The sequence below is a fragment of the Paraglaciecola sp. L1A13 genome, assembly GCF_009796745.1.
Taxonomy (GTDB): domain Bacteria; phylum Pseudomonadota; class Gammaproteobacteria; order Enterobacterales; family Alteromonadaceae; genus Paraglaciecola.
This window is the reverse complement of the sequence record NZ_CP047024.1, coordinates 937,475-960,771: the sequence shown is the minus strand read 5'-3', so window position 1 is coordinate 960,771 and position 23,297 is coordinate 937,475. Positions and strand designations below refer to the sequence as shown.

Below are 23,297 nucleotides of genomic sequence, written 5' to 3'. Positions count from 1 at the left end.
GCTATGTATGAATGGATAATGTTGAGGTAAAGTATCCTAAAACGTAAACAGATTCGTTATATTGAACCTAATTCCAAGCAAGTTACAGTTTCAGTAATGTTTATCATTTTGTGTTTATTCACTTTCTATCCTCGAGATAGAATTCACGAACCTCATAGTTAAGCTTGATGTTATTATTAACGTCTCATAATTTGAAAAATTAGAAGTAGAGGTCGGGTAGTTTGATACCACAAGCCAGTTTAAAAAATCATAAAGCCTATCTTGGTGACCTTATTGGTGGCAGTTTGATGATCCGTGAAGGGCAAATCGTTGCCGAACTGTTGCTTAAAAAGCCCAGTCAAGACGAGTGGCTTGATGCCATTGTTAATCAAAATATCTTACAGAAACGATCCGACGCATCGGCAAAACGTAATGCATCTACCATTAAAAAGCGTTTAGAAGGCTTAAGCGATGAGTTTTTAACGCAGCTCGCTTTTGGCAGTGCCGAGTTATCAAGCCAACTCATGTTTGCTGCAACGTTGATTCAATCCACTATGCTGGCAGATTTTATGCGTGATGTAGTGCTCGATGCAAAACGCATGTTTCGTGATCTTATCGACTCAAATGATTGGGTCGCATTCTGGGAAGATCGCTCAAGATTGTTTCCTGAGTTCGCACAAATGACAGAATCTTCTACCTATAAGATTAGCCAGGTTGTATTTAAAATACTGGCCGATGCGGGTTACATTGAATCAACCCGAAACAAAAAACTTCAAAATGTATATTTGCTTCCTGAAGTAAAAAGTTTACTCGCTGATATGCAGCGCGAAGACATAGTCGCGGCAATGGAGGTGTAGTTCAGTATGGTATTAGAAAAAGTACAATTATCAGACTTAAATCAGCGCTTAAACCAAGTGTTATCAAAGATAGAAAGTGCTGAATTTCTTAACAATCTAGGTCTAGGTAACGAAATTGGTTTTTACGTTTTTGATTATCCTGCTGAAGCCGAATTAACAGTGCGGGATCATCTAGAGTTTATGACCAATAAATTGCAAAGTCGTGGCAAAACATTCGCCAATATTAACTTATTTGCAGAGGTCGCCTCATTACTTGAGTCCAGAAATTTATTAACTCGCTCCTTTCAAAAGCAAAAATCACAGGGCGATGCCGCTTTGTTTAATGCATTAAAAGGTCCTCTTGAACAAAATCGTTTTGCTGAATTCATCGTCAACAAAATAGACTTAGACAACTGTGACTTCATTTTAATGCATGGTTTGGGCAGTGCCTGGCCTATTATCCGAGGGCATGAGTTACTCAATGCGTTACATGCCAAAGTCGGAGCTGTACCAACCTTATTATTTTACCCCGGTGAATGGGATGGCTTAGCGTTAAAAGCCTTCAATCGCATGGAATCGAACAACTACTACCGCGCATTCAAATTAGTGCCGTAAACGGATTTGGAAAAACTTAATGCTAATTAAAGATTTATTTACTAAAGATATTAACCGCCCCATCAATGGCGTAGTTAAAGCGGATCAACGCAATGACGAAACCGTCTATACCGAGTTAGATGAGTACGTCATAACCAATGAGTTGGCAAAACATTTTGAAGGCTTTTTTGATTCATACATGCCATCGGTGCGTGATCCAAAAGCAAAAGCGGCATCGGGTAAATTGGGGGTTTGGGTCAGTGGTTTCTTTGGTTCGGGTAAATCTCATTTCATTAAAATATTGTCGTATTTATTAGAAAACCGCCGAGCAGGCGACAAACCCGCAATTGATTTTTTTGCCGACAAAAAGCTTGATGCATTATTACTTGGCGAGATAAAAGCCGCAGTCGCAAAAGACAACACTGTAATCCTGTTTAATATCGATAGCCGTGCCAATACCGATGACGGTGACGACGCAATATTAAAGGTGTTTCTTAAGGTGTTTAACGAGCAAATGGGTTTCAGCAGCGATCACCCACATATTGCCCACCTAGAACGAGAGTTAACCAACAGACATATATTTGAAGACTTTAAACAAGAATTTACTAAGCTCACCGAAGTAAGTTGGACAGAAGAGCGCGACGCCTACGATTTCTATCGAGACGAAATGGCCTCAGCCTTAGCAACAGTCACCAAACAATCCCCTGAATCTGCCAAGCAGTGGGTTGAACAACTTGAAAATAACTTTGCACTCGATGTAGCAAATTTTTGTAAATGGGTAAAAGAATACCTAGACGTAAACCAAGACAGACGCGTGTTATTTTTTGTCGATGAAGTCGGGCAGTTTATAGGTAACAACATTCAAATGATGTTGAAACTACAAACCATCACCGAAAACTTAGGCACCATCTGCGAAGGCAGGGCTTGGGTAGTGGTAACGTCTCAGGAAGACATCGATTCAGTCATAGGTCAAATGACCGGCTCTAAAGGTCAAGATTTTTCAAAAATCCAAGGCCGCTTCGAACGTTTGTCGCTTTCGAGTTCAAACACCAGCGAGGTCATTGAAAAACGTTTGCTTGAAAAAGAGCAACCAGCCCGTGAATTACTGTCGCAGTTGTACGATGAAAAAGGCGACATTCTACGCAATCAATTGGCTTTTGATCAGACCACAACTGCCGAGCTGGCCAACTTCAGAGATGCCACAAGTTTTATTCATAGTTACCCTTTTGTGCCTTACCACTACACACTAGTACAAAAAATCTTTGAGGCTATCCGTAAAGCCGGTGCCACAGGCTTACATTTAAGCCGGGGTGAGCGCTCGTTGCTCGACGCCTTCCAAAGTGCGGCAAAACAAGTGCGCAACGAAGAAGTAGGTGTGCTTATTCCCTTGTATTACTTTTATCCGGCTATTGAGAGTTTTCTGGATACCTCGGTGAAAAAAGACATCGACCAAGCCTCACAAAAACAATCCATTTCACCTTTTGCCCTATGCCTGCTTAAAACCTTATTCTTAATTCGTTATGTGGATGTGCTTAAATCGACTTTAGATAATTTGGTGACTTTGTGTGTGAGCAAAGTGGATGAAGATCGCCTAGCCTTACGCCACAATATCGAACAAGCAATCAATGCGTTGGAGCAAAACGTACTTATCGCCCGCCAAGGCGATGAATATATCTTCTTAACCAATGAAGAAAAAGAAATTGAAAAAGAAATCCAACATACCGATGTTGAAGCCTCAGACGAAACCGTAGAGCTAAGTAATATTGTTTTTGAGGAGATCCTGCGCCGCAACAATAATTTTCGTTACGCCGAAAACAAACAAGATTTCCCCATCAGTCGTTTTTGTAATGGCATACCTCGTGATGGCTCACAAGAGCACGACTTAGTAGTTAAGATCATCTCACCTATAGATGCTAACTATACAGAATACGAACATGCTGTATGCGCTAACAGCTCTGCAGATGGTAATGGTTGTATCCTAATCAAACTCAGCGATAAACCTAAATTATTTGACGAGTTACGCACCTTTATCAAAACTCGCAAATTTTTACGCATGACCGGCGGTAACCGCCCCGAACAAGAAGTACTACTGCGCGACAAAGCCAACGACAACCACAAACGCCACAAAAGGCTGGTTATAGAAATTGAACAACTCTTAAGAGACGCGAGTTATTTCGCCTTGGGGCAAGAACAAAACCCCAGAGGTAGTTCAATTGGTAATATCTTGGATGAAATCTACCAATATGTAATTGAAAATACCTTCAGTAAGCTCAAGTTAATCAAACCCTTTGCCGGCGATATTCGCCGTGAAACCCAAAACGTTTTAATTGCCGACGACGTAGGGCAAATTGGGCTAGATCTCAATGCTGAAGAAGTGAATCCATTAGCCAGTCTAGAAGTCGAAAAACACATAGCCTTAGCAGATGACGCTGGCCGTTTAATCACAGCAGAAGACATAGTCAAAAAATTCTCAAAGCGCCCCTTTGGCTGGAATGATGAAGAGATCATCTTACTCATCTCTCGCTTGGCCCTAGCCAACAAAATATGTTTTCAAATGCGTCAACAAGATGTTTTGTTGAAAAACGTCTACGATAATTTAACCCAGGTCAGAAAACGCAGCGAAATGCGTGTACGACGCATTAAACAGCAGTCAGAAGCCAATCTAAAACGTGCGGCTAAATTATTCCGCGATATCTTTGGCAGTAATGCGCGCGAAACCGAGACGGAATTGGCAAATGACGCCCAAAGCAGCTTGCGTACCATGAAAAGTAAGCTCGAAGGTTTTGCCAATAAAGCCTCTACAGGTAAGTATCCTGGAGTGAAAGAAATCGACAATGGCGTAATATTGTTGGCAGGCCTGACCGACATACATTCCAGCTTTCAGTTTATTGAGCAGTTTTTAATTAATTCAAACGACTTACTCGATTTTGAAGAAGACTATCAAGACTTAGAAAATTTTTACGAGTCCCAGTTTTCAACCTGGCAAAAACTAACTCAGGCATTGTCAGTTAAGTTTGAACGTAACCGTACCGCGCTGATAAAAGACACTACCGCATCAACGGCTTTAAGCAAGCTTGAAACCATATACAACCAAGAGCGACCTTATAAAAACATCCGTGAAATCGAACCACTTATTGAGCAAGTGGTTGCGGTTAATAACAAACTATTAAATGAAAAACGTGAACATGCTAAATCTCGTATTCAAATCCGCATCGATCACTTAACGCAACAAATCCAATCTGCCGCTGTGCCATCTGATGTCAGCAATCATGCACTGCGCCCCTTGCAATTAGCTATGCAAAGGCTGGATGATTTACAAGGTATTGCCGAAATCCATCAAGAAATCACCGAAGCCGCCAATCTCGAAGAAGACGGCTACGAGGTGATCAATAACAACATTGAGCAACAACAAGCACAACAAAAGGCAGCGCAGGCCAAAGCTAAAGAAGCAGCAAAAGGGGGAGGGGCGCAAAACACCAGTGCTAAAGAGGGTGAGCAAACATATCCTGATCATACTGCTACTGAAAAACGTGATGCAGCAGAACCTGCCCCGAAAAAAATAGTCACCTTCGAAACCAGCAGCGTGTTGCGCAGCATTAACCCAAGCGCCATGATCGAAACAGAACAAGACATCGAGGATTATCTCAGTGCCTTACGTCAGCAACTAACAAACTTAGTAGCCGAAAATAATAAAGTTCGCATTAAATAAACAGGGATAGGAAGTTACTAATGAACACCAAAAACTTAAAAGCCTACGCGCCTAAGGCCCGTCGCCAGTTTATCGGGGCCGTTAAAAAGCGCGCAGCGCATTTGGGCATTTACCAGCATAATGTTGAGCCGGTGCAGTTCGAAGGTGGGGCCGCACTAATTGAAGGTCGGGTGTTTAGCCGCAAACAGGGTGAACAGCGCCAGCAACTTGAAAAGCGTGTTGCTTCAAAAGGCTACGAGTTGTTCTTACGTGAAATGGCCTATACCTGGTTTAACCGTTTTGCAGCACTTCGTTATATGGAGATACATGAATACCTAGACCATGGATTCAGAGTGTTATCTCACCCAACAAATCCAGATAGCCTGCCTGAAATTTTAAGCCATGCCTCTGATGTAGCAGACTCACTAGAGTTAGATAAAAGCCACATTATCGAGTTACAACTGGCCGGTGACAAAGAAGAAGAGTTGTATCGCGAGCTACTACTCGGTCAATGTCATCACTTGCATAAAATCATGCCCTTCATGTTTGAACAATTAGATGATGCCACTGAGTTACTACTGCCTGACAACCTCACCAAAACCGACTCTATCTTAAAAGACTTGGTAAACGACATCCCAGAGGAAGACTGGAGCCAAATAGAAGTTATTGGTTGGCTATATCAGTTTTATATCTCTGAGCATAAAGATGCTGTTATCGGTAAAGTAGTCAAATCGGAAGATATTCCGGCGGCGACCCAGCTCTTTACACCCAATTGGATAGTTAAATATCTGGTGCAAAACTCAGTGGGCAGACAATGGCTGGCAACCTATCCGGAGTCCGAGCTTAAAGGCAAAATGGAATACTACATTGAGCCTGCCGAGCAAACCCCTGAGGTTGTCGAGCAGCTTAAAGCCATCACTCCAACCAGTATTGACCCAGAGCAAATCAAAGTGCTCGACCCCGCCGCAGGCTCAGGTCATATCTTGGTTGAAGTTTACGAGGTTTTGCGTGAAATTTACTTGGAGCGCGGTTATCGCTTACGTGAAATACCTGAACTGATATTAACCAAAAATATCTACGGCTTAGACATCGACGACAGAGCAGCCCAGCTTGCAGGTTTTGCCCTAATGATGAAAGCCCGTGAAGATGACAGGCGCATCTTCCAGCGAGTACAAGACGGTGACGTGCATCTTAATGTTTATTCAATGCAATCTACCGAAGGGCTGGATATCCCAAGACTCTGGTCAGCATTGGATTTAGAGGACAAACACCAAAAAGGCACAACAGGGGGCTTGTTTGAGGAGCCAACCGGCGTCATTCCCGCGCAGGCGGGAATCTATAACGACTACCTGCAATTATTAAATTATCTAAAGACATCATTTTTACAGGCTAAAACCCTTGGCTCATTGATTCAAATAGACAACCAATACTTAGCCAATCTGCTTGCCCTAAAAGATTTGTTACAAGTCAAACAAAAAAGCACCGACCCAGCGGCTAAACAAGCCGCTATAGAGTTATTACCCATCGTGTATCAGGCCATTGCCCTTGCTCAGAAATATAATGCGGTAGTGGCAAATCCGCCTTTTCTAGACGATAAATACTTCGTTTATGATTTGAAAGAGTGTTCTAAGCAAAATTATAAAAATTATTCCCAAAATCTTTATTCGATGTTTATACAAAGAACTAGTGAATTGACGGACATTGGTGGTGAATATTGCTTGGTGACCCCTCTAACTTGGATGTTTATCTCAAGTTATGAAAAAGTGCGAAAAAACATTTTATTAAATCATTCTATATCGTCATCAGTGAAACCTTCTTATACCGCTTTTTTTGAAATGGCTAGTGTTCAATTTGTGGCTTTTACTATCAAAAAAGGTGTAACTAATTACAAAGGGAGTTTTTTCGATTTAGGCTATCTTGGCTCAGCTGGTGATCAGCCCAATAGACTCAAAAATAAATTAGAAAATAACTTAGGTTCGCAATGTTTTTCAGCGGATTTTATCAAGCTTCCTAGTTCGATAATTGCTTTTTGGTTAAATGATAAGATGAGAGAAGCTTTTTTAACTGGCGATTTACTAGGTACGTTTGCAAAGCCGAGACAAGGTATGGCAACAGCCGATAATGATAGATTTGTTAGATTCTGGTTTGAGATTGATCACTCTAAATTAGGGTTGAATTTAGAATCTATCGAACAAGCAAAAGAATTAGATAAGAAGTGGTTCCCATACAACAAGGGTGGTGGTTTTAAAAAGTGGTATGGCAATAATGAGAATGTTGTCAATTGGGAAAATGATGGACATGAAATTCGGAATTTTTTTGTAAATGGAAAATTAAAATCACGCCCACAGAATATAGAGTATTTTTTCAAGCCATCGTTAACTTGGTCCCTTATTAGCTCCTACGAATTTGGTGTTCGAGTTTGTGAACAAGGTTATTTATTTGATGTTGGAGGTTCGTCAGCGTTCCCAGACGAAAAAGATAGATATTTAGTTGCAGGTTTTATGTGCTCGAAATTAAGCAGCGAGTTTATGCAAGCTCTCAATCCTTCTGCGAACATGCAGGTTGGTAATGTAGCAAACCTTCCAATACTAAAAAAAGATATAGAGCCTGATAGAACAGAACTTGAAAATTTAGTAAAAAGTGCAATCGAGATATCTAAAGTCGACTATGACAATTTAGAAATTTCATATGGTTTTCAAAAATTGCCCATATTTAATTACAACTCGAACAGAATTAAGGATAACTTCAATTTTGAGCTACAAACAGAAGCGCAGGATGTTAGTGGCTTACAATATATTGAAGAGTCAATAAATAGCTTATTTATTAAAGCCTATGGCTTAGTTGACAGTATCTCTAGTGCTGTAGATAACAAATATGTGACACTTTACTCAAACCCAGATTATAAATATTCATCTAAACAGGGCAGTGATAAAAATTTCATAAGACATATATCAGATAAAGCTTTTGACTTAGTCTCATATTCTATTGGCTGCATGATGGGCCGCTACTCTTTAGACCGAAAAGGGTTGGTTTACGCCCACTCAGGCAATGAAGGCTTTAAAGAGTTGGCTGCTGAGGATACTTACCAAACATTCCCAGCCGATGATGACGGGATTATCCCCTTAGCATCAGAAGACTGGTTATTTGATGACGATGCCACCACGCGCTTCCGTGAATTTGTAAAAATTGTATGGGGTGCTGAACACCTAAACGAAAATCTGGAATTTGTCGCAGAAAGCCTGTGTTTACATGCCTTGAAACCCAAGAAGGGCGAAGGGGCGATGGACACCATCCGTCGTTACTTTTCAAGCCAGTTCTTTAAAGACCATTGCAAAACCTACAAAAAACGCCCTATCTATTGGTTGTTTAGCTCAGGCAAAGAAAAAGCCTTTGAATGTTTGGTATACCTACATCGCTATAACGAAGGCACACTCTCCCGTATGCGTACCGAGTACGTCACCCCATTAATGGGCAAGTACGAACATCAACACAGCAGCCTAGAGCAAGATATTCTAGAAGGCAGCACCGAGCAAAAACGCCTTGCCGAAAAAGCCTTAAAAGACCTGGAGAAAAAACAAGCCGAACTCCGCACCTTCGACGAACAACTCAAACACCACGCCGAAAAACGCATCACCCTCGACCTCGACGACGGCGTAAAAGTCAATTACGGCAAATTTGGCAATCTGCTCGCGGATGTAAAAAACATCCATGGCGTTGCGGTGAAGTAACATGAGTAGCTTATTGCCAGAAGAAACCAAAACTAACTCGCCGAGTTACTTGACTGATATTGAGTTTTGTAAAAATTTAGATCCTAAGCAAACGTTTAACAAGCATATTTTTACAAGAGTAAGTGCTGTTTCAATAATCTTTGAAAACATAGAATTTATGTACACTGTTTTTGATGATTGTTATTTCCGAAATTGTAAATTTATCGACTGTAAATTCATTGGAGCTCAATTTAAAAACTCAAGTTTTAGAGGTAGCGAGTTTACTGGTAGTACTTTTGACTATGCTCGCTTTAACAATACAAAAATCACAAATAAATTAATTGAAACCAATATTCCTGGGTACGAAAACGTAGCGCTTGAATTTGCACAAGCATTGAGAGTTAATTTTGCCCAAATGGGAGACTATGTAGGCGTAAATAAGGCTATAAAGGCTGAGCTAAGTGCGACTAAAGTCCATCTAAGTAAAGCGGCCTGGGGTAAAGATGGTTGGTATAAAAAGAAGTATGTAGGATTCTTTGACCGAGTTGTGGCTATAAAGGATTACTTTATTTTCTCTTTGTTCGATTTTTTATGGGGCAACGGTGAGTCTCTACCAAAATTATTACGGACAATAGTTATTGTAGTGGCGCTTTTGGCTTCTCACATTTATATGCAAGGAAATGAATTATCCGTATCTATTTCATCAGCTTTTTCAATATTTCTGGGTATTGAGACCAAAGTAGTGATTGACAAGTCTATAGTTTACTTAGCTGTTACTGGCAGGTTTATTCTAATGGGCATGTTTGTATCAGTCTTAGTCAAAAGGTTGTCGAGGCGATGAATGATAGTTGCGAGAGATATGTGTTCGGCTCTTTGGTTAGTGGGGATTTTGACTCAGGCTCAGACGTTGATGTACTCATAATAAGAAGCAATGATGGCTTGAGTTCGTTTCCACCTGATTGGTCTGTTTATACAAAAGAACGAATTGAAGAATTATATCGGAAGGGAACGCTATTTGCGTGGCATTTATACTTAGACGCAATACCCGTATCAGCAAGCGCAGTATCAAATGATTGTCTTCGAAAAATAGGTCAGCCAAGTGATTATGTTAATGCATATTCGGAAATAAGCGCCCTGTCCAAACTGCTGAAATCATCAATCGCAGAAATCATAAATAATTCACCATCTAAGATATATGAGCTAGGCATTGTAGCGCTTACTTTAAGAGATATCGGAATGTCAGCATCTAAAGCGTTAACTGGTAACTTTAACTTTTCTAAGTTTGCTCCTCTGATGTTGGGTGAATTCTCTGCGCCAATTAGTGAAACATACTATAAGTCTCTCATTGAATGTCGTAGGGCAACAATTAGAGGGCACAAAACTAAATTTACAGATGAATTATTGACCGAGTTATTTCAAGTAGAAAAGAAGTTGCTAGCGTGGGCAAACAACATCAAAGACAAAGTTTACGGATATCAAAATGAATAAATTTTTGAATAGAATATACCTCGAACGCAAGGCTTTAAAGCTGATTAACAGTAACTCTAATAGCAACGAACTTGCGGGGCTTACCAGATTGGCAATAGACGTTTGGAGAGAAAACACCAAGGGACTCGATATGATAATCCCTCTGGTATTAGAGTTGTCGGAGAAGCTCTCGTTGATCAATGAAAGGTCTGGCGAACGCTTTACAGCAGAATATGAATTGAATTCGGAAGAATGTGAACTTGTGTTTAAAAAACTCGAAAAAGCGTTGTTAGCAGCAAAATGACCCCGTCTTTTACCCATGTAACCACAAGGAAGTAAATTGAAATTACACAGCAGCGTGCAACAACAGATCCTCGAATGTAATACAAAACAAAAAGACTTTGCCGATAAAGCCTTAAAAAATTTGGAACAAAAACAAGCCGAACTGCGTACCTTCGACCAGCAACTCAAACACCAGACCGAAAAACGCATCACTCTCGACGACGGCGTAAAAGTAAACTACGGCAAATCCGGCAATTTGCTAGCGGATGTGAAAAACATTCACGGTAAGGCGGTGAAGTAAATGATTGCAAATATGCTTTATGTCAGTACAATTTGCATTCTTGGAACTTTGACACTATATATGGTGTCGCATGAGTAATGTTTTGTATGATGATGTAATACAGGCTCTTAAAGGAGCTGGAGCCTCAATGCGTTGTATTGAGGTTAAAAAGCACCTTGAGTCATTAGGCTTTACCGTTAAAGACGGTAAAAGAGGTGGACATAAAGTATTCACTCATTGTCATATTGAAGATTTTACTTCAGGTGCGTTTAATTGTGATCATGGAAAAAATCCTGAGATCAAGCGCCCCTATATAAAGAAAATAATAAAAATACTTGAAAAGTATGAAAAAGAATTGATTGAATATCTTGAGTGATTTCAAAAGGGATAAAAAATGGTAGATGCAAGTTTATACAATATTACAGTAAGAAAAGGTGATTTTGATGGAGAAACCTTTTTTGAAGCAAAAATTAGAGAATTGCCAGACGTTGCTGAATATGCTGAAACATTTGAAGAGGCTTATCAATTAGCATTAGATTCAATTGAAACTACTGCTGAGCTAATGCAAGAGCAAGGCAAAGTCATGCCTTCACCTATGATCGAAGAACAAAATTTCAGTGGCAGAGTGACATTACGAATGCCGAAGTCAATGCATGCTTCATTTGCTGGTTGGGCTGACTTTGAAGAAGTAAGTTTGAATCATTTGTTGGTTAACTGTTTGTCTATGTGTTTGGGTGACCATTTTGCGGCTAAGACAACTAAGCTAGAGAAAAACGATTATGCTCTCGGAACCCAATATTCGAGTGATTCGTTGCGAATAGTCAGTAAATCGAAATCGAACGTAGTAGACCTTAGACGTATTGATATATCTGAAGATGAGGGGAATGAACTTGCATATGGTTGATGATCCAGATTTTCAAACAGTCAAAGATAGCTTGGTGTTTAATGATATTTATATTAAGAGCACTAATGCCTCATGTGCTGATGATTGGGACCCGAAGCGCACAGATATAGATGGAGTGCGCTTTAAGTTCATGCACCAAATTAAAACCTCGGAAGTTATCACTGTAGAAGAAAATGGAGATTCGAGACAATATTTTAGAGTCAATTTACTGGTTGGTTGTCGGTTTGTTACAGCTGATGACAATAAAGAAGACGAAATAAAAGCGCAAATTGAAGCCACTTTTTGTGCTGAGTATCTGATGACTAAAGGGGATGTTAACCCAGATGGTTTGAAGGTTTTTGCCCTTGAAAACGTAAGTTACCATGTTTGGCCATATTGGCGAGAATATTTGGCCAATATGTGCAGTAGATTAAATCTCCCGAAAGTACCATTACCAACTCGCCAAATTAAGATTAAAAAACGTAAGAGTGAAGTGGACGCAAAGCAAACTCCTGAATAGTGTCATTTTTTACATGATAAATGCCCAATTCCCTGCGATTACATAAAAACACATCACCCGCGCTTATGCATTTTAACAAGGACGATTGAATATATGGCGTACTATTTATCCGCATTTATTGACCCTGGTAATTCTGGTGGTTCAGTAGTTATTCCTGAATTTATGGAGGGGATCAGCTCAGAGCCTGCAAGATATTATTGCCAAGTGTGTGAGGCGAGTTTTGCAACTAGGCAAGATCTTATATTACACGTGTGGCAGCAACACCCAACTAAACAACCTCAGTTGTATATCAATAATCGCGAACTCCGTTCAACTCGCTTTATTTGTCGTGACAAAACTCTTTTAGGCACCCTTATTGGTGCTAACTACCAAACAATCAGAGTGAATGGTGAAGAAACAGAGATTGAAGCTTTTAATTCGACAATGAAATTTTCTGACAATCAATTTTATGTCATCGAACTCATCAACTCAAAAGTAACAAGAAAATTTGAGCTGGATGTCAAACTTGCTGCATCTGACGAAATTAATGCTATCGATAAGTGCTTTATGTCGTTTTTTAATGGCCGAGGGTTTACGAGTGAAACCTTAGATAACTTTATTCAATCGGTTAAAGAATATAAGAGTGCAGTAGAGTACGTTGAGGGAATCGTTTGTTATTTACAGGGTATTTTGGCTAAAGACGGGCGGACTAGTTATATCAACTACGAAGACCATGAAGCGAAATTAAATGTTTCTTTGGAAAAGTTAAGTTCATTTAATTCTCAACTTGCAGAAGTCATATGTAATATCATTTATTTTATCAAAAATGATTTAAATTCCATTACTTTTAGTGGACTAATGCCATCTATTGAAAGTGTTACAGTGTTTTTATTAAGACATGAAAAGGTCGATATTTTGCGAGGAGTTGGTCAAGGTAATTTTGATCTACCGATTGATAGAATAACTGAACATACCGTTAGATTGATAACAGAGAAGTACCCAGAGCATGAGAGTGCCCAATCGTTTCTTAAAGAAGTAGATGCGCTATTACGCTCGGGGGATTTAACCAGAGAAGAAAAAGAAAAGCTGAATCTAGTCGTATATCAAAAAGCCATGCAATGTGGCGATGTTGATCTTCAATCGGCTTTTGCTAAAAAAATAAAGCGCAGTGAATGGGCTATCTGAAATGTGGAAAAAGAATAAGTATGAATGATATTAAAAAGCCACAGCGAGCACCGTTAACGGGCTCTATTTTTGAACTGTTGCATTCATTTGCCTCGAAAACGTCAAAAGAGTTAAAAGAAAAAAAATCGACAACTATTACAAAACTGTCAATTAGCCAGCAATCCTTGCTTAAAAATTCGATAGATTTAAAACCTTTAAGTGCAAAACAATTAGCTGAATTGAAGCCAATATTATTAAATGTGGATCCTAGTTTTTCATTAATTGTACAAATTGTGCTAATTGCCATTGAGCATAAAAAGCATGGTGTAGGCACTGTTATTGTCGAAGATTGTGCAAGATTAATCAGTATATTGATATTCAATATGAGTGCTGACACTCAAACCAGTATTTATTTTTCTTTGACGTCAGGAAGCCAAGGGAAAGTGGATTTAGAAAGGTTCGCAGCCAATCTTGACGCTCAATATAAGAGCGTAATTAGGCTTCAAAATGAAGATGTTGATGAATCTAACCTCACTAATACCGGTGAACCGATTAGTCCAGCGACAGTTAAAAAACAGCAGCAGAACATTTCAACACTTGGAATATTGTGGTGCCTTAGTAAAGGAAGAGTAGCGCCTACTGACGTCATAGAATTCCTTTGCCACCAATATTCAAAAGATATAGTCATTGAAGAAGAAACAAAAACAGATATAGCCTTGTTTTTGAATCAAATTCTCTCAAAACCTGAGTCGAAAAAGCTATTTCAGCTCATCAAATATTTTACCGATAAAGTGAGTGGAAGTGAGCGTATTAGGATTAATGAGCAGAAAGAATTAGTTAAGCAAAAAAAGACAATTAATTCATTGATGCAGGAGTTAAATGATAATGAGACTCAAACTGAAAACTATGAGATTGAGCTTAAGCAGTTAAAAGAGAAGATTGCCCAGTTAGAAAATAGCTTAGATAGTCAGCAAAAATTGGGTACTGCCGATGTTGTGCACTTAAAAGATGATCACAACAAAGTTAAGTCAAAAACCCTAAATTTACTGGAAGAAGATGTTATGCCTCTACTCCAAACGTCGCTTCATGCGTTAAACAAAGATACACCAAAAACACATGTCGCCATCCATCACATTGATTTAGTGTTAGAAAATATTGAAGGAACAATTAAATGGCTGAAAAAATAGGGATCGATTTAGGTACTACCAATAGCCTGATATCAGTTGTAACGGCCAAAGGGTTGGTTAAATCATTTACTGAACGAGATAGACCTCATCCATCCGTAGTTCATTACGCTGGCGGTAATGTTATATGTGGTACTAAAGCCAAGTTAAAAGTAGATCAAACTGAAAGTGGCGTACAAGGTAGCACTGTAAAGGGGCCAAAGAAGTATTTAAGTAGTGATGTTATAAATGTTGGAGGTGTTAATAAAAATCCTAAAGACGTTGTAACCGATTTAATACACTACTTGAAAGAGCATGCCGATAGTGAAGATGACGATAATATTGCTAATTTACAATATGCGGTAGTCACGATCCCGGTGGCTATGGACGGCAGAGGTAGGCGCGCCTTACGAGAAGCATTTCTTAATGCCGACATTCATATCGAAGCGTTTGTGCATGAGCCGTTAGCAGCATTATACGGCTATTATCGTAGTTTGCCTGATATGGAACTTGAACTGCGCAGAAATGAAGGAAAAATGACTTTGGTTTTTGACTGGGGTGGCGGGACTCTCGACCTTACCTTATGCCAAATTAAGAATGGAGCGATCTCACAGATTATCAATCGAGGTAACAACAAGGTGGGTGGTGACTATCTTGATGAAATCATATTGAAATGTGTAGAAGATGAGCACGCTAAAAAATTTAATTGGACAGAATCAACTTTCAAGCCTCGATTACCCGGTATGAAAGCACGACTATTACAAGAGTGTGAAAGAGCAAAAATAGTACTTTCTAAAAAGGATTCAGCACTGATTTATGTTCCTGAATATTTTAAGGCCAACGATGATGAAGCTGATATTGAGTTTTCTCTTGACCGAAAAACACTTAATCAAATTGCTGAAAAAATTGTAAATGCTGGCCTGAGAGAAATTGAAACATTACTGTCTATTGAATTTGCTGACGTAGATATTCAAACCCTTTCCTTTTGTTTAGCGACAGGGGGAATGGTAAATATGCCAATTATTAGACAGCGCTTACAAGAACTATTTGGCTTTGAACGGCTACACATATCTGAAATTGGTGACAGAATAATATCTCACGGTGCAGCTTGGATCGCTCATGATAATCCACCAATAACGCTGGCTAAGCCTTTTGAAATTGTAGAAGCTAGGAATTCTATGATTACCATAGTGCCAGAAGGTACATCTTTACCAAAACGCGGGGATTTTTTGGTGACAGAACAAGCAATGTATTGTGCTGACCCCAGAGACGGCAAGGCTGTACTCAGCTTTAAACGTCCACAAATGATTGCTAAATCTGCCTCTGCGGACCATAGGACTAGTTACGGCAACATGGTCGTCATGGTGAATAAGGACTTCCCCCCTCTAAAAGAACGGATTGATGTTACTTACTTAATTGATGAAAACTTGATAGTGACTGTTAAAGCTAAATCAATGGATGAAGAAGTTGACTCTGAGCTAGAAATTTATGATTTGGAATTCTCAATTCAAGCAATTGGGGATGATTCAATAAAAAAGTCGAGACGCTCAGGCCCAGTGAAAATTAAAAGTGGCTTGGGTGTGATTATTCGTTCAAATGTTTCAGAAAATAACGATAGCTGGCATTTAGTTCCAGGGGAACTGATGAAGCTATTTAATGCTAAATTCCCTTACTTTAGAAAACCACTGACGGAAGAACAAGAGTTTGAGCAAGTGCTTTATCAGACGTGCAGTTCTTGTAACCAGCGCTGGAAAAAAGGATGCTGTTCCCTGTCGTTGGTTGAATAGGTATTTTGAGTTACTAATGGAAATATACAAAGCTAGATAACAGAATGATATTTGCATTAATAAGTTAGGCAAGGAAATAAATTGAAATTACACAGGAAGCTAGAGCGTGAAATCTCAGAATACTGCCCTGCGCAAATCAATCACCATTCAGAAATACGCATTAACCTAGAACTCGACGATGTAAAAAATAGCCATGGCAAGGCGGTGGTAGTTTGAACGCAAACCCACAACAATTTTCGCGTAAAGAATTGGCAGATTTTTATGAGAAGCTTATATTGCTGTGGGAAAACGGCGATCTTCTAAATCAGAGTTTTAATATCCGTATAGGTAAATCCTTTCGTCGACTAAAAGATCAATATTCATTCGAACTTCATGCTCACGCTACTTTGGGTGAAGCTAAAGTCGCTTTCGATAATATCGATTTGACTGTCTCTGTTGAAAGTAAAAATACCATCCACTTGCACAATGCCAAAAACAACATTTTAAAAAGTTATTTTTATCACATTAGAAATGTTGCAGGCCATGCTGATATTCAAAAGATAAAGTTCAAAAATGTTAATTGGTACGTATTTGAACACATGTATTCAAATCAAATAAAACTCTTTGGCATGTTTAAAACCGCCGATTTTTGGAAAGTACATGGTGAGTTGGTGAATTTGAGAAAGATAAAGTAATGGAATTACGCCCCTATCAGCAAGAAACTGTTTCTGAGTTAATCAACTTTTGGTTGCTAAATAATCTAAACGCTGGGCTTTGCGTGTTGCCAACTGCAAGTGGTAAAACGGTTGTTTTTGCTGAATTTATCCGAGAAGCATTGTTAATTAAACCTGAAACGAAAGTATTGATTTTGGGGCATACTCAGGAAATAGTTGAGCAAAACGCAGTAAAGTTAATAACGGTATGGCCAGAAGCCAAAGTAGGCATATATTGCGCTGGACTGAAGCGAAAAGAAATTAAGCAAGTCACTTCTGCCAGTCGAGATTCCATCATTGCAGAGATTGGCGAATTCCCCGATTGGGATATCGTTATCGTTGATGAGGCGCATCTAATATCCCCCGAACTCACAACCCGTTATCAGTTCATCATAAGTACAATTCAGCTCCACGGTAAAAATCCATTTTTACTTGGTTTTACTGCTACGCCATTTAGAACAAAAACAGGCAATATTTACGGCGATGATGACAATCAACTATTTAAAAAACTGATCTATCAAAAGCGTATTGATGAATTGCAAAGTACTGGATATTTATGTCCGTTGCGGGCAGTGGAAACTGACTTCAAAGCCGTAGTGGATACCAGCAAAGTTAGACGAACAAAGCAGGACTTTGTGCAAACTGAGTTGCAAGCAGTCACCGCTATAGAATCAGTGGTGACAGACATAGTGCAAGACTGGCTTAATAAAACCAATGCATCTCTACCCACAGTATTTTATGCCAGCTCGGTGCAGCAAGCAGAAATATTTGCCGACGTGTTAAATACATTCGGGTTTCATTTCCCACTTATCACCGCTAAAACAGAAAAAACATTGCGTAAACAGTGGTTGAATGACTTTGAAGTTGGTGAGCAAAACGGGTTAATTAACGTCGCGACCTTGACCACTGGTTGGGATGCTCCAAGGTTATCTTGTATAGTGATGGCAAGACCCACTCTTAGCCCTGGTCTGTTTTTGCAAATTCTGGGACGGGGCTTGCGACTGCATAAATCAAAGTCCGAAACATTGCTATTAGACTATGGAGAAAACATACAACGTTTCGGTGTGATAGAGCGTATTGGGCCAATCATGGAGTCCAGATTTTACCATGATGAGAAATCTCTGATAATTGTATGCCCTACCTGCGAAACCATCGCATCGGTGTATCAGTTGGAGTGTGACGCCTGTACAGAAACGCTAAAACATGAAGATGATGTAAGTGTATGTTATGAATGTAATTCACCTAACGATAGGTACGCCAAGTACTGTGAAGTGTGCGGAGAAGCATTAGAAGATAATACGGATTTTTATCAATAATGAAATTAGAACAAATAGTTTCAAATATTCTCGCGAAATAAGCAGAGAACCGACCGATATCTTGGCAAGGTGACAATAGTGAGTCTGTTGATGAGCTTGACAATCTTGCTAATAAAACAAATACTTGTCCCTTGTCCTAGGACGTAGGACATTGAGGTTTGTGTAAACATGAAAAGTCAAGATGTTGTAGTACTACTTAAACTGATTTCGCTTCACGCAGAGTTTTTTGAAAAAAGCTTAAGTGTGAGTGATTTGATATTAACCAATGATTCGTTTGAAGATTGGACTGATGACTTGGGTAACTCAGAAATTGGGCGTTTAGGAATAAGTAGAGAATATTTCGAAAGTCGTTTTTCAGTGCGTTCCTTGGCCGCGGATACGGGCATTAGTAAATCTCAAATCAGTTTGAGCTTGAAAAGAATGTACGATGTAGGGCTAGCAAAAAACGATAGGCGCCTAGGCATTCCAAAAACAAATTCAAAAGCCTTACTGGAATTTATAGCCTATGGGATCAGATACGTATTCCCTGCAAAGGAAGGCGAGTTAACTAGAGGTATTGCCACTTCTATAGCTGCGCCTGTGTTACAGGGGAAATTAATGACGTCAGGTGAATTGGCCCCAGTTTGGCCATATGCCAAAGGTAAAACTAAAGGTTTAACCGTTGAGCCATTACATTCAAATATTTTTCAAGCCGTCAGACAAGATGGACGAATGTACGCCTTTTTAGCCCTAACAGACGCTGTAAGGTTGGGCAAACCACGAGAAAGAAATTTTGCCATTGATACATTGGCAAAGTTATTCAATCAAAACATATGAGTATTATTAATTTACAAAAGGCAATGTTAGTACAAGTCGCAGAAGCATTAGGTGGCATGTTAAATGACGTGGTTTTTGTTGGGGGTTGTACCACTGGGTTGCTGGTAACTGATGAATTTACTAAAGAGCAAATTAGGTACACTGATGATGTGGACCTCATTGTTAATATTGCCTCTTACGCAGCTTGGGCACAGCTTCAAGTTCAATTGAGGCAGAAAGGATTCAAAGAAAGCATGGATGAACCTGTAATTTGTCGTATGTCGCTAGGCGAGCTCGAAGTGGATTTTATGCCCATAGATGAAAGTATATTGGGATTTAGCAATCGCTGGTATAAACCAGCGTTAGATACTGCAGAACCTTATGCATTAAATGAACAACTCACTATATCTTTGGTTAGGCCTGAATATTTTATTGGAACGAAACTTGAAGCCTACAAAGGACGAGGAAATGGAGATGCACTCGCCAGTCACGATATTGAAGACTTATTAAATATATTTGATGGTAGAGAGGCAATAGTTAACGAATTAAACGCAGCGCCTAAAGAACTATACGAATACATTCAAACAGAGCTAAAAGTGTTACTTGCAGACGATAACTTTGAATATGCGATCCAAAGTACAGCCAATAACGATAGCAGCAGGGAAGCTTTGATTTATGAGCGAATCGAACAAGTTATAAATGAACGATAATTTAGAGTTAAAAATTGAGTGCTATTCGTTGCAGGGCCGAGCGCGGTCTACCAATCAAGACTTTACGTCTATCTATGAATATCCAGATGGCGTACTAGTTAGTCTGGCTGATATTGCAACAGCGGTACCCTTTGATGACTGCGAGTTTGTCTCGAACTTAAATAAAGAAATAACGCAGTCTATTTCGCAAGAATCACTCAATGATAAAAATGTATTTTTATCTCAGTTAATACAAATAGTTGAACAGCTGAAAAAGGTTTATAGGAAAGGATGTGCGAGCTTCATCATTCTTTATATCCCCTATCATGGTGAACAAGTCTGGGGATTGACTGTTGGTGACGCCAGATTGGGTCAATTGACAAAACAGTATGTAGAGTGAGTTACTCCAGTTCACACAGGCGCCAATCCGTTAGGCGAAATATTTACGGAACAAATGAAATCTTTGCCGGAACGAAATCTGCTTACAAAAAGTTTGAATATGCGCAGGGCTTTTAACCCTGACTTGTTTGAAATTGATATTTCAGAAGATACACAATTGATCATTGCATCTGACGGTTTTTGGGCTGAATTAACTGCTGTCACTCAATCGACATTTTTTCGTGATGGTGGACAAACAACAGATGACGATTGTTCCGCAATCATAATTTCCGAGATACAGCATGCCACAAAACTGTTGTGTGAATTAAATTCTGACAACTGTAGTTACTTCGATGTAACTGTTAGAGATGAGACTAAATGAATTTAGAACAAATTAAAAAAGGTATTCTCGCCAAATTTGAAAAGTGTCGAATAGTCTTCTGGCAAGATGAGGATGCTGAATTTGAAGAGCAAGTTTCCCAACTTAAGGCTGAATTAGAAAGCGCAGGGATTAGTGTTATCGCTTTAGATGATGAGTCACATTTAGAAGTTAAATATCGCGTTGAATTGTTAGAGCCTAAAACTAGTTTTCTTTTATATGGCGGTAAATCGATTAGTGAACCAACAAGAGACTGGTTGTTTGATATTCGTTTGTATGCACAACAATTTTACGCGGATTCTAGCTCAATGGTATTGAATGAGTTAGGTATGAGAATGGAGTTTCGTCAGCTAATTAGCGGCTATAAAAAGTTTTTTGGCAACAAACAACGTTATGCAAAACTACGTAAGCTAATTACTAGTAATGCTGATAAAGAAATATTGGAATTAGCAATGATTGCGACCTTAGCTAAGGTCGATACTGTTAGTTTTCATACCATAATACATCAGCTTATTACTCAATATAATACCGACAGTATTGGCTGTGATGAGTTTATTGATGAACTCGAAAAGTTTGGCCTAGCGGATGCATTTTGGTTATTCGCACTGAAAGAGTTTGGCTATTTATCAATAGGACTATGGGCTGAATCGGCAGCTACTCCTAACTTAAAAGATTTGATCTTTAAGTTGTTAGTTACTGATTGTCAGCACGGCTTAGTGTCATCTGGTGCTGATGTAGTTAAATCTAAATTTATGCAATCTTTGTCAGCACATTTGTTGCCCGTGTCACTTAACAGTGACCAAAAAGATCTGTTACCCAACGAGGTGCAAAAATTAATTGGCAATCACTCTGCGAAACGCGCCGCTGTAGTCAATTTTGTAACCAGTTGGCGGGAAAGTAGGACTTTGTCTGAGTCTTACAATCAAGTTGCTACAGAGGTCGCACTTGAACTTGAAATAAGAAGTAAACTTGATGAATTTAAACAGCCCAATCACTTACTGAAATTAGAGACGTTTGAAGAAGCTGAACAACAATTAATTAAATCTATAGCTAAGGACCTACCTGCCTTTGATAGCAATGATATTGCTGATTGGATATCACAAAGACTGAGGGGGCATTGGTGCCATGCTGAAAGTAAATATGCATCTATATATAAGGCATTAAAAGCAGCCAAACAATTTTTTGATTTAAAAGAAAAGTATGTGGATGGTTTTGTATTTTCTAGTGCAGGCGCTATGTATCAAGCTTACGAGAAAGAAATTTATCAATTCGATTATTACTATCGATTATTTGCTGAACATGCAATTGACGTACACAAACATGGATCAGACATATTAAAGGCAACAGGTCTGGTAACTGATATGGAATCAATGTATGTCGATTGGTATTTACATGATTTTGCTATTGCATGGGGTAACTTGGTAGACAATCAATCATTGCTAGCTAATTGGAATATACCGGGCATACCAAACCAGCAGCATTTCTTTAATGACCAAGTCAAAAGTGTATTAAATAAAACTCAAATAAAACGGGTGTTTGTGATTATATCGGATGCACTTAGGTATGAAGTCGCTCATGAAATTCATCAACAAATTAATGATGAAAAACGCTTCAAGGCTGAAATAGGCTCGCAACTTGGGGTGGTACCTTCGTATACGCAACTAGGTATGGGCAGTTTATTACCTCATCAATCCTTGACCGCCCACTTAAATAATAAAGTGGAGTATAAGGCTGATGGGATATCGGTACATGGTTTAGAGAATCGCCAAAAGGTATTAGCCAAACATGGAGGTATCGCATTTAAAGCTGACGAAGTGTTAAATTGGACTAATCAAGAAGGTCGCGACAAAGTTAAAGACGCTCAGGTTGTCTATATTTATCATGATGAAATAGATGCTATTGGCGACGACAGTAAAACCGAAAATCAAACCTTTGAAGCGGTACGTAATGCCATCGACGAGATTAAACAGCTAGTCAGTCGTATTATTAATCGTTTAAATGGCAGCCGAGTGATAGTAACCGCGGATCATGGTTTTTTGTTTAAAATGACCGACGTGACTGACAGTGATAAAACCACATTAAAAACCAAACCAAGTGGAGCGGTTGAAGCGAAAAAACGCTACGTGATAGGCTCGGGATTACCCTCGGATGATTATTATTGGACAGGAAAGTTGTCTAATACCGCTGGTATAAATATTGATGTTGAAGGTGATGCCGAGTTTATGATCCCAAGGGGTAGCAATAGGTTTCATTTTGTTGGAGGCGCAAAATTCATTCATGGTGGCATTATGCCCCAAGAAATTTGCGTACCACTTATCAGCATAAAAGAGTTGCATGACGAGAAAACACAAGTCAAACATGCCAAACAAAAAGTGAGTGTGGTGCCGTTAAAAAGCCCGCTTCGAGTTGTGTCTAATATTGACCGTATTCAATTTTTACAGACCGATGCTGTAGGCGACAAATTTAAAGCTCGTGAGTTAGAAATTTGGGTTGAAGATCCTGAAGGTAAAAAACTTAGCGCAACAGAAAAAGTGCTGTTTGATTCTTCATCTGCCGTAATGGAAGAACGTAAACGTAATGTTCAAATCAAATTGGAAGGTAGTGGTTTTGACAGAACAATGAGTTACAAGTTAATAATGAAAGACACTGACGCTAGTCAAAATCTTAATGTGCACTCGGTAACGATAGATTTAGCATTTGAAGATGATTTCTTTTAAGG

At 39.2% G+C, this 23,297-nt stretch carries 22 protein-coding genes; all 22 read left to right on the top strand.

Translation table 11 applies throughout. From position 1 onward, the window contains the following. Nucleotides 1-221 precede the first annotated feature (221 nt). Complete coding sequence (locus GQR89_RS03930) at nucleotides 222-836, top strand: DUF1819 family protein (RefSeq protein WP_233269075.1); 615 nt, start codon at nucleotides 222-224, stop codon at nucleotides 834-836. 6 nt (nucleotides 837-842) lie between these two features. Further along, nucleotides 843-1,430, top strand: a complete 588-nt coding sequence (locus GQR89_RS03925; RefSeq protein WP_158768858.1) for a DUF1788 domain-containing protein — start codon at nucleotides 843-845, stop codon at nucleotides 1,428-1,430. 19 nt (nucleotides 1,431-1,449) lie between these two features. Beyond that, nucleotides 1,450-5,118 (top strand): BREX system P-loop protein BrxC, encoded by a 3,669-nt coding sequence (gene brxC / locus GQR89_RS03920; RefSeq protein ID WP_158768857.1) that lies wholly within the window; start codon nucleotides 1,450-1,452, stop codon nucleotides 5,116-5,118. A 20-nt stretch (nucleotides 5,119-5,138) separates the two neighbouring features. Further along, a complete protein-coding gene (gene pglX, locus GQR89_RS03915) occupies nucleotides 5,139-8,825 on the top strand; it encodes a BREX-1 system adenine-specific DNA-methyltransferase PglX (protein ID WP_158768856.1) in 3,687 nt (1,228 codons plus the stop codon). Between the two features lies 1 nt (nucleotide 8,826). Further along, entirely contained in the window at nucleotides 8,827-9,645 is an 819-nt protein-coding gene (locus GQR89_RS03910) for a pentapeptide repeat-containing protein (protein WP_158768855.1), read from the top strand. Continuing rightward, entirely contained in the window at nucleotides 9,642-10,292 is a 651-nt protein-coding gene (locus GQR89_RS03905) for a nucleotidyltransferase domain-containing protein (protein ID WP_158768854.1), read from the top strand. Before GQR89_RS03910 ends, GQR89_RS03905 begins: the two co-directional genes overlap by 4 nt. After that, complete coding sequence (locus GQR89_RS03900) at nucleotides 10,285-10,575, top strand: hypothetical protein (protein WP_158768853.1); 291 nt, start codon at nucleotides 10,285-10,287, stop codon at nucleotides 10,573-10,575. Before GQR89_RS03905 ends, GQR89_RS03900 begins: the two co-directional genes overlap by 8 nt. A gap of 36 nt (nucleotides 10,576-10,611) precedes the next feature. After that, entirely contained in the window at nucleotides 10,612-10,854 is a 243-nt protein-coding gene (locus tag GQR89_RS03895; RefSeq protein WP_158768852.1) for a hypothetical protein, read from the top strand. Between the two features lie 70 nt (nucleotides 10,855-10,924). Continuing rightward, complete coding sequence (locus GQR89_RS03890) at nucleotides 10,925-11,209, top strand: type II toxin-antitoxin system HicA family toxin (protein WP_158768851.1); 285 nt, start codon at nucleotides 10,925-10,927, stop codon at nucleotides 11,207-11,209. Nucleotides 11,210-11,227: 18 nt separating this feature from the next. Continuing rightward, nucleotides 11,228-11,737 carry a toxin-antitoxin system HicB family antitoxin gene (locus GQR89_RS03885; RefSeq protein WP_158768850.1) on the top strand — a complete coding sequence of 170 codons (510 nt, stop codon included), beginning with the start codon at nucleotides 11,228-11,230 and terminating at the stop codon, nucleotides 11,735-11,737. Then, nucleotides 11,718-12,236, top strand: a complete 519-nt coding sequence (locus GQR89_RS03880; RefSeq protein WP_158768849.1) for a preprotein translocase subunit SecB — start codon at nucleotides 11,718-11,720, stop codon at nucleotides 12,234-12,236. Before GQR89_RS03885 ends, GQR89_RS03880 begins: the two co-directional genes overlap by 20 nt. A 93-nt stretch (nucleotides 12,237-12,329) precedes the next feature. Further along, the gene (locus GQR89_RS03875; RefSeq protein WP_158768848.1) at nucleotides 12,330-13,400 is read left to right on the top strand and encodes a hypothetical protein; all 1,071 of its coding nucleotides are present in this window, start codon (nucleotides 12,330-12,332) and stop codon (nucleotides 13,398-13,400) included. Between the two features lie 20 nt (nucleotides 13,401-13,420). Continuing rightward, nucleotides 13,421-14,566, top strand: a complete 1,146-nt coding sequence (locus GQR89_RS03870; protein WP_158768847.1) for a hypothetical protein — start codon at nucleotides 13,421-13,423, stop codon at nucleotides 14,564-14,566. Further along, nucleotides 14,551-16,329: an Hsp70 family protein gene (locus tag GQR89_RS03865; protein WP_158768846.1), complete on the top strand. Its 1,779-nt coding sequence runs from the start codon at nucleotides 14,551-14,553 to the stop codon at nucleotides 16,327-16,329. The genes GQR89_RS03870 and GQR89_RS03865 overlap by 16 nt, the downstream gene beginning before the upstream one ends. Nucleotides 16,330-16,410: 81 nt before the next feature. Beyond that, nucleotides 16,411-16,545 (top strand): hypothetical protein, encoded by a 135-nt coding sequence (locus tag GQR89_RS21620; RefSeq protein WP_255455671.1) that lies wholly within the window; start codon nucleotides 16,411-16,413, stop codon nucleotides 16,543-16,545. Then, nucleotides 16,542-17,003, top strand: a complete 462-nt coding sequence (locus GQR89_RS03860; protein WP_158768845.1) for a hypothetical protein — start codon at nucleotides 16,542-16,544, stop codon at nucleotides 17,001-17,003. Before GQR89_RS21620 ends, GQR89_RS03860 begins: the two co-directional genes overlap by 4 nt. Beyond that, nucleotides 17,003-18,337, top strand: a complete 1,335-nt coding sequence (locus GQR89_RS03855) for a DEAD/DEAH box helicase (RefSeq protein ID WP_158768844.1) — start codon at nucleotides 17,003-17,005, stop codon at nucleotides 18,335-18,337. Before GQR89_RS03860 ends, GQR89_RS03855 begins: the two co-directional genes overlap by 1 nt. 168 nt (nucleotides 18,338-18,505) lie before the next feature. After that, on the top strand, nucleotides 18,506-19,153 hold the full coding sequence (locus tag GQR89_RS03850; protein WP_158768843.1) for a hypothetical protein: 648 nt from the start codon (nucleotides 18,506-18,508) through the stop codon (nucleotides 19,151-19,153). Continuing rightward, nucleotides 19,150-19,842, top strand: coding sequence for a hypothetical protein (locus GQR89_RS03845; RefSeq protein ID WP_158768842.1), 693 nt, complete (start codon nucleotides 19,150-19,152; stop codon nucleotides 19,840-19,842). The genes GQR89_RS03850 and GQR89_RS03845 overlap by 4 nt, the downstream gene beginning before the upstream one ends. Then, a complete protein-coding gene (locus GQR89_RS03840; protein ID WP_158768841.1) occupies nucleotides 19,832-20,221 on the top strand; it encodes a hypothetical protein in 390 nt (129 codons plus the stop codon). Before GQR89_RS03845 ends, GQR89_RS03840 begins: the two co-directional genes overlap by 11 nt. Before the next feature lie 54 nt (nucleotides 20,222-20,275). Beyond that, a complete protein-coding gene (locus GQR89_RS03835; RefSeq protein ID WP_158768840.1) occupies nucleotides 20,276-20,581 on the top strand; it encodes a hypothetical protein in 306 nt (101 codons plus the stop codon). Further along, nucleotides 20,578-23,295: a BREX-1 system phosphatase PglZ type A gene (gene pglZ / locus GQR89_RS03830; protein WP_158768839.1), complete on the top strand. Its 2,718-nt coding sequence runs from the start codon at nucleotides 20,578-20,580 to the stop codon at nucleotides 23,293-23,295. Before GQR89_RS03835 ends, pglZ begins: the two co-directional genes overlap by 4 nt. The last annotated feature ends 2 nt before the right edge of the window (nucleotides 23,296-23,297 follow it).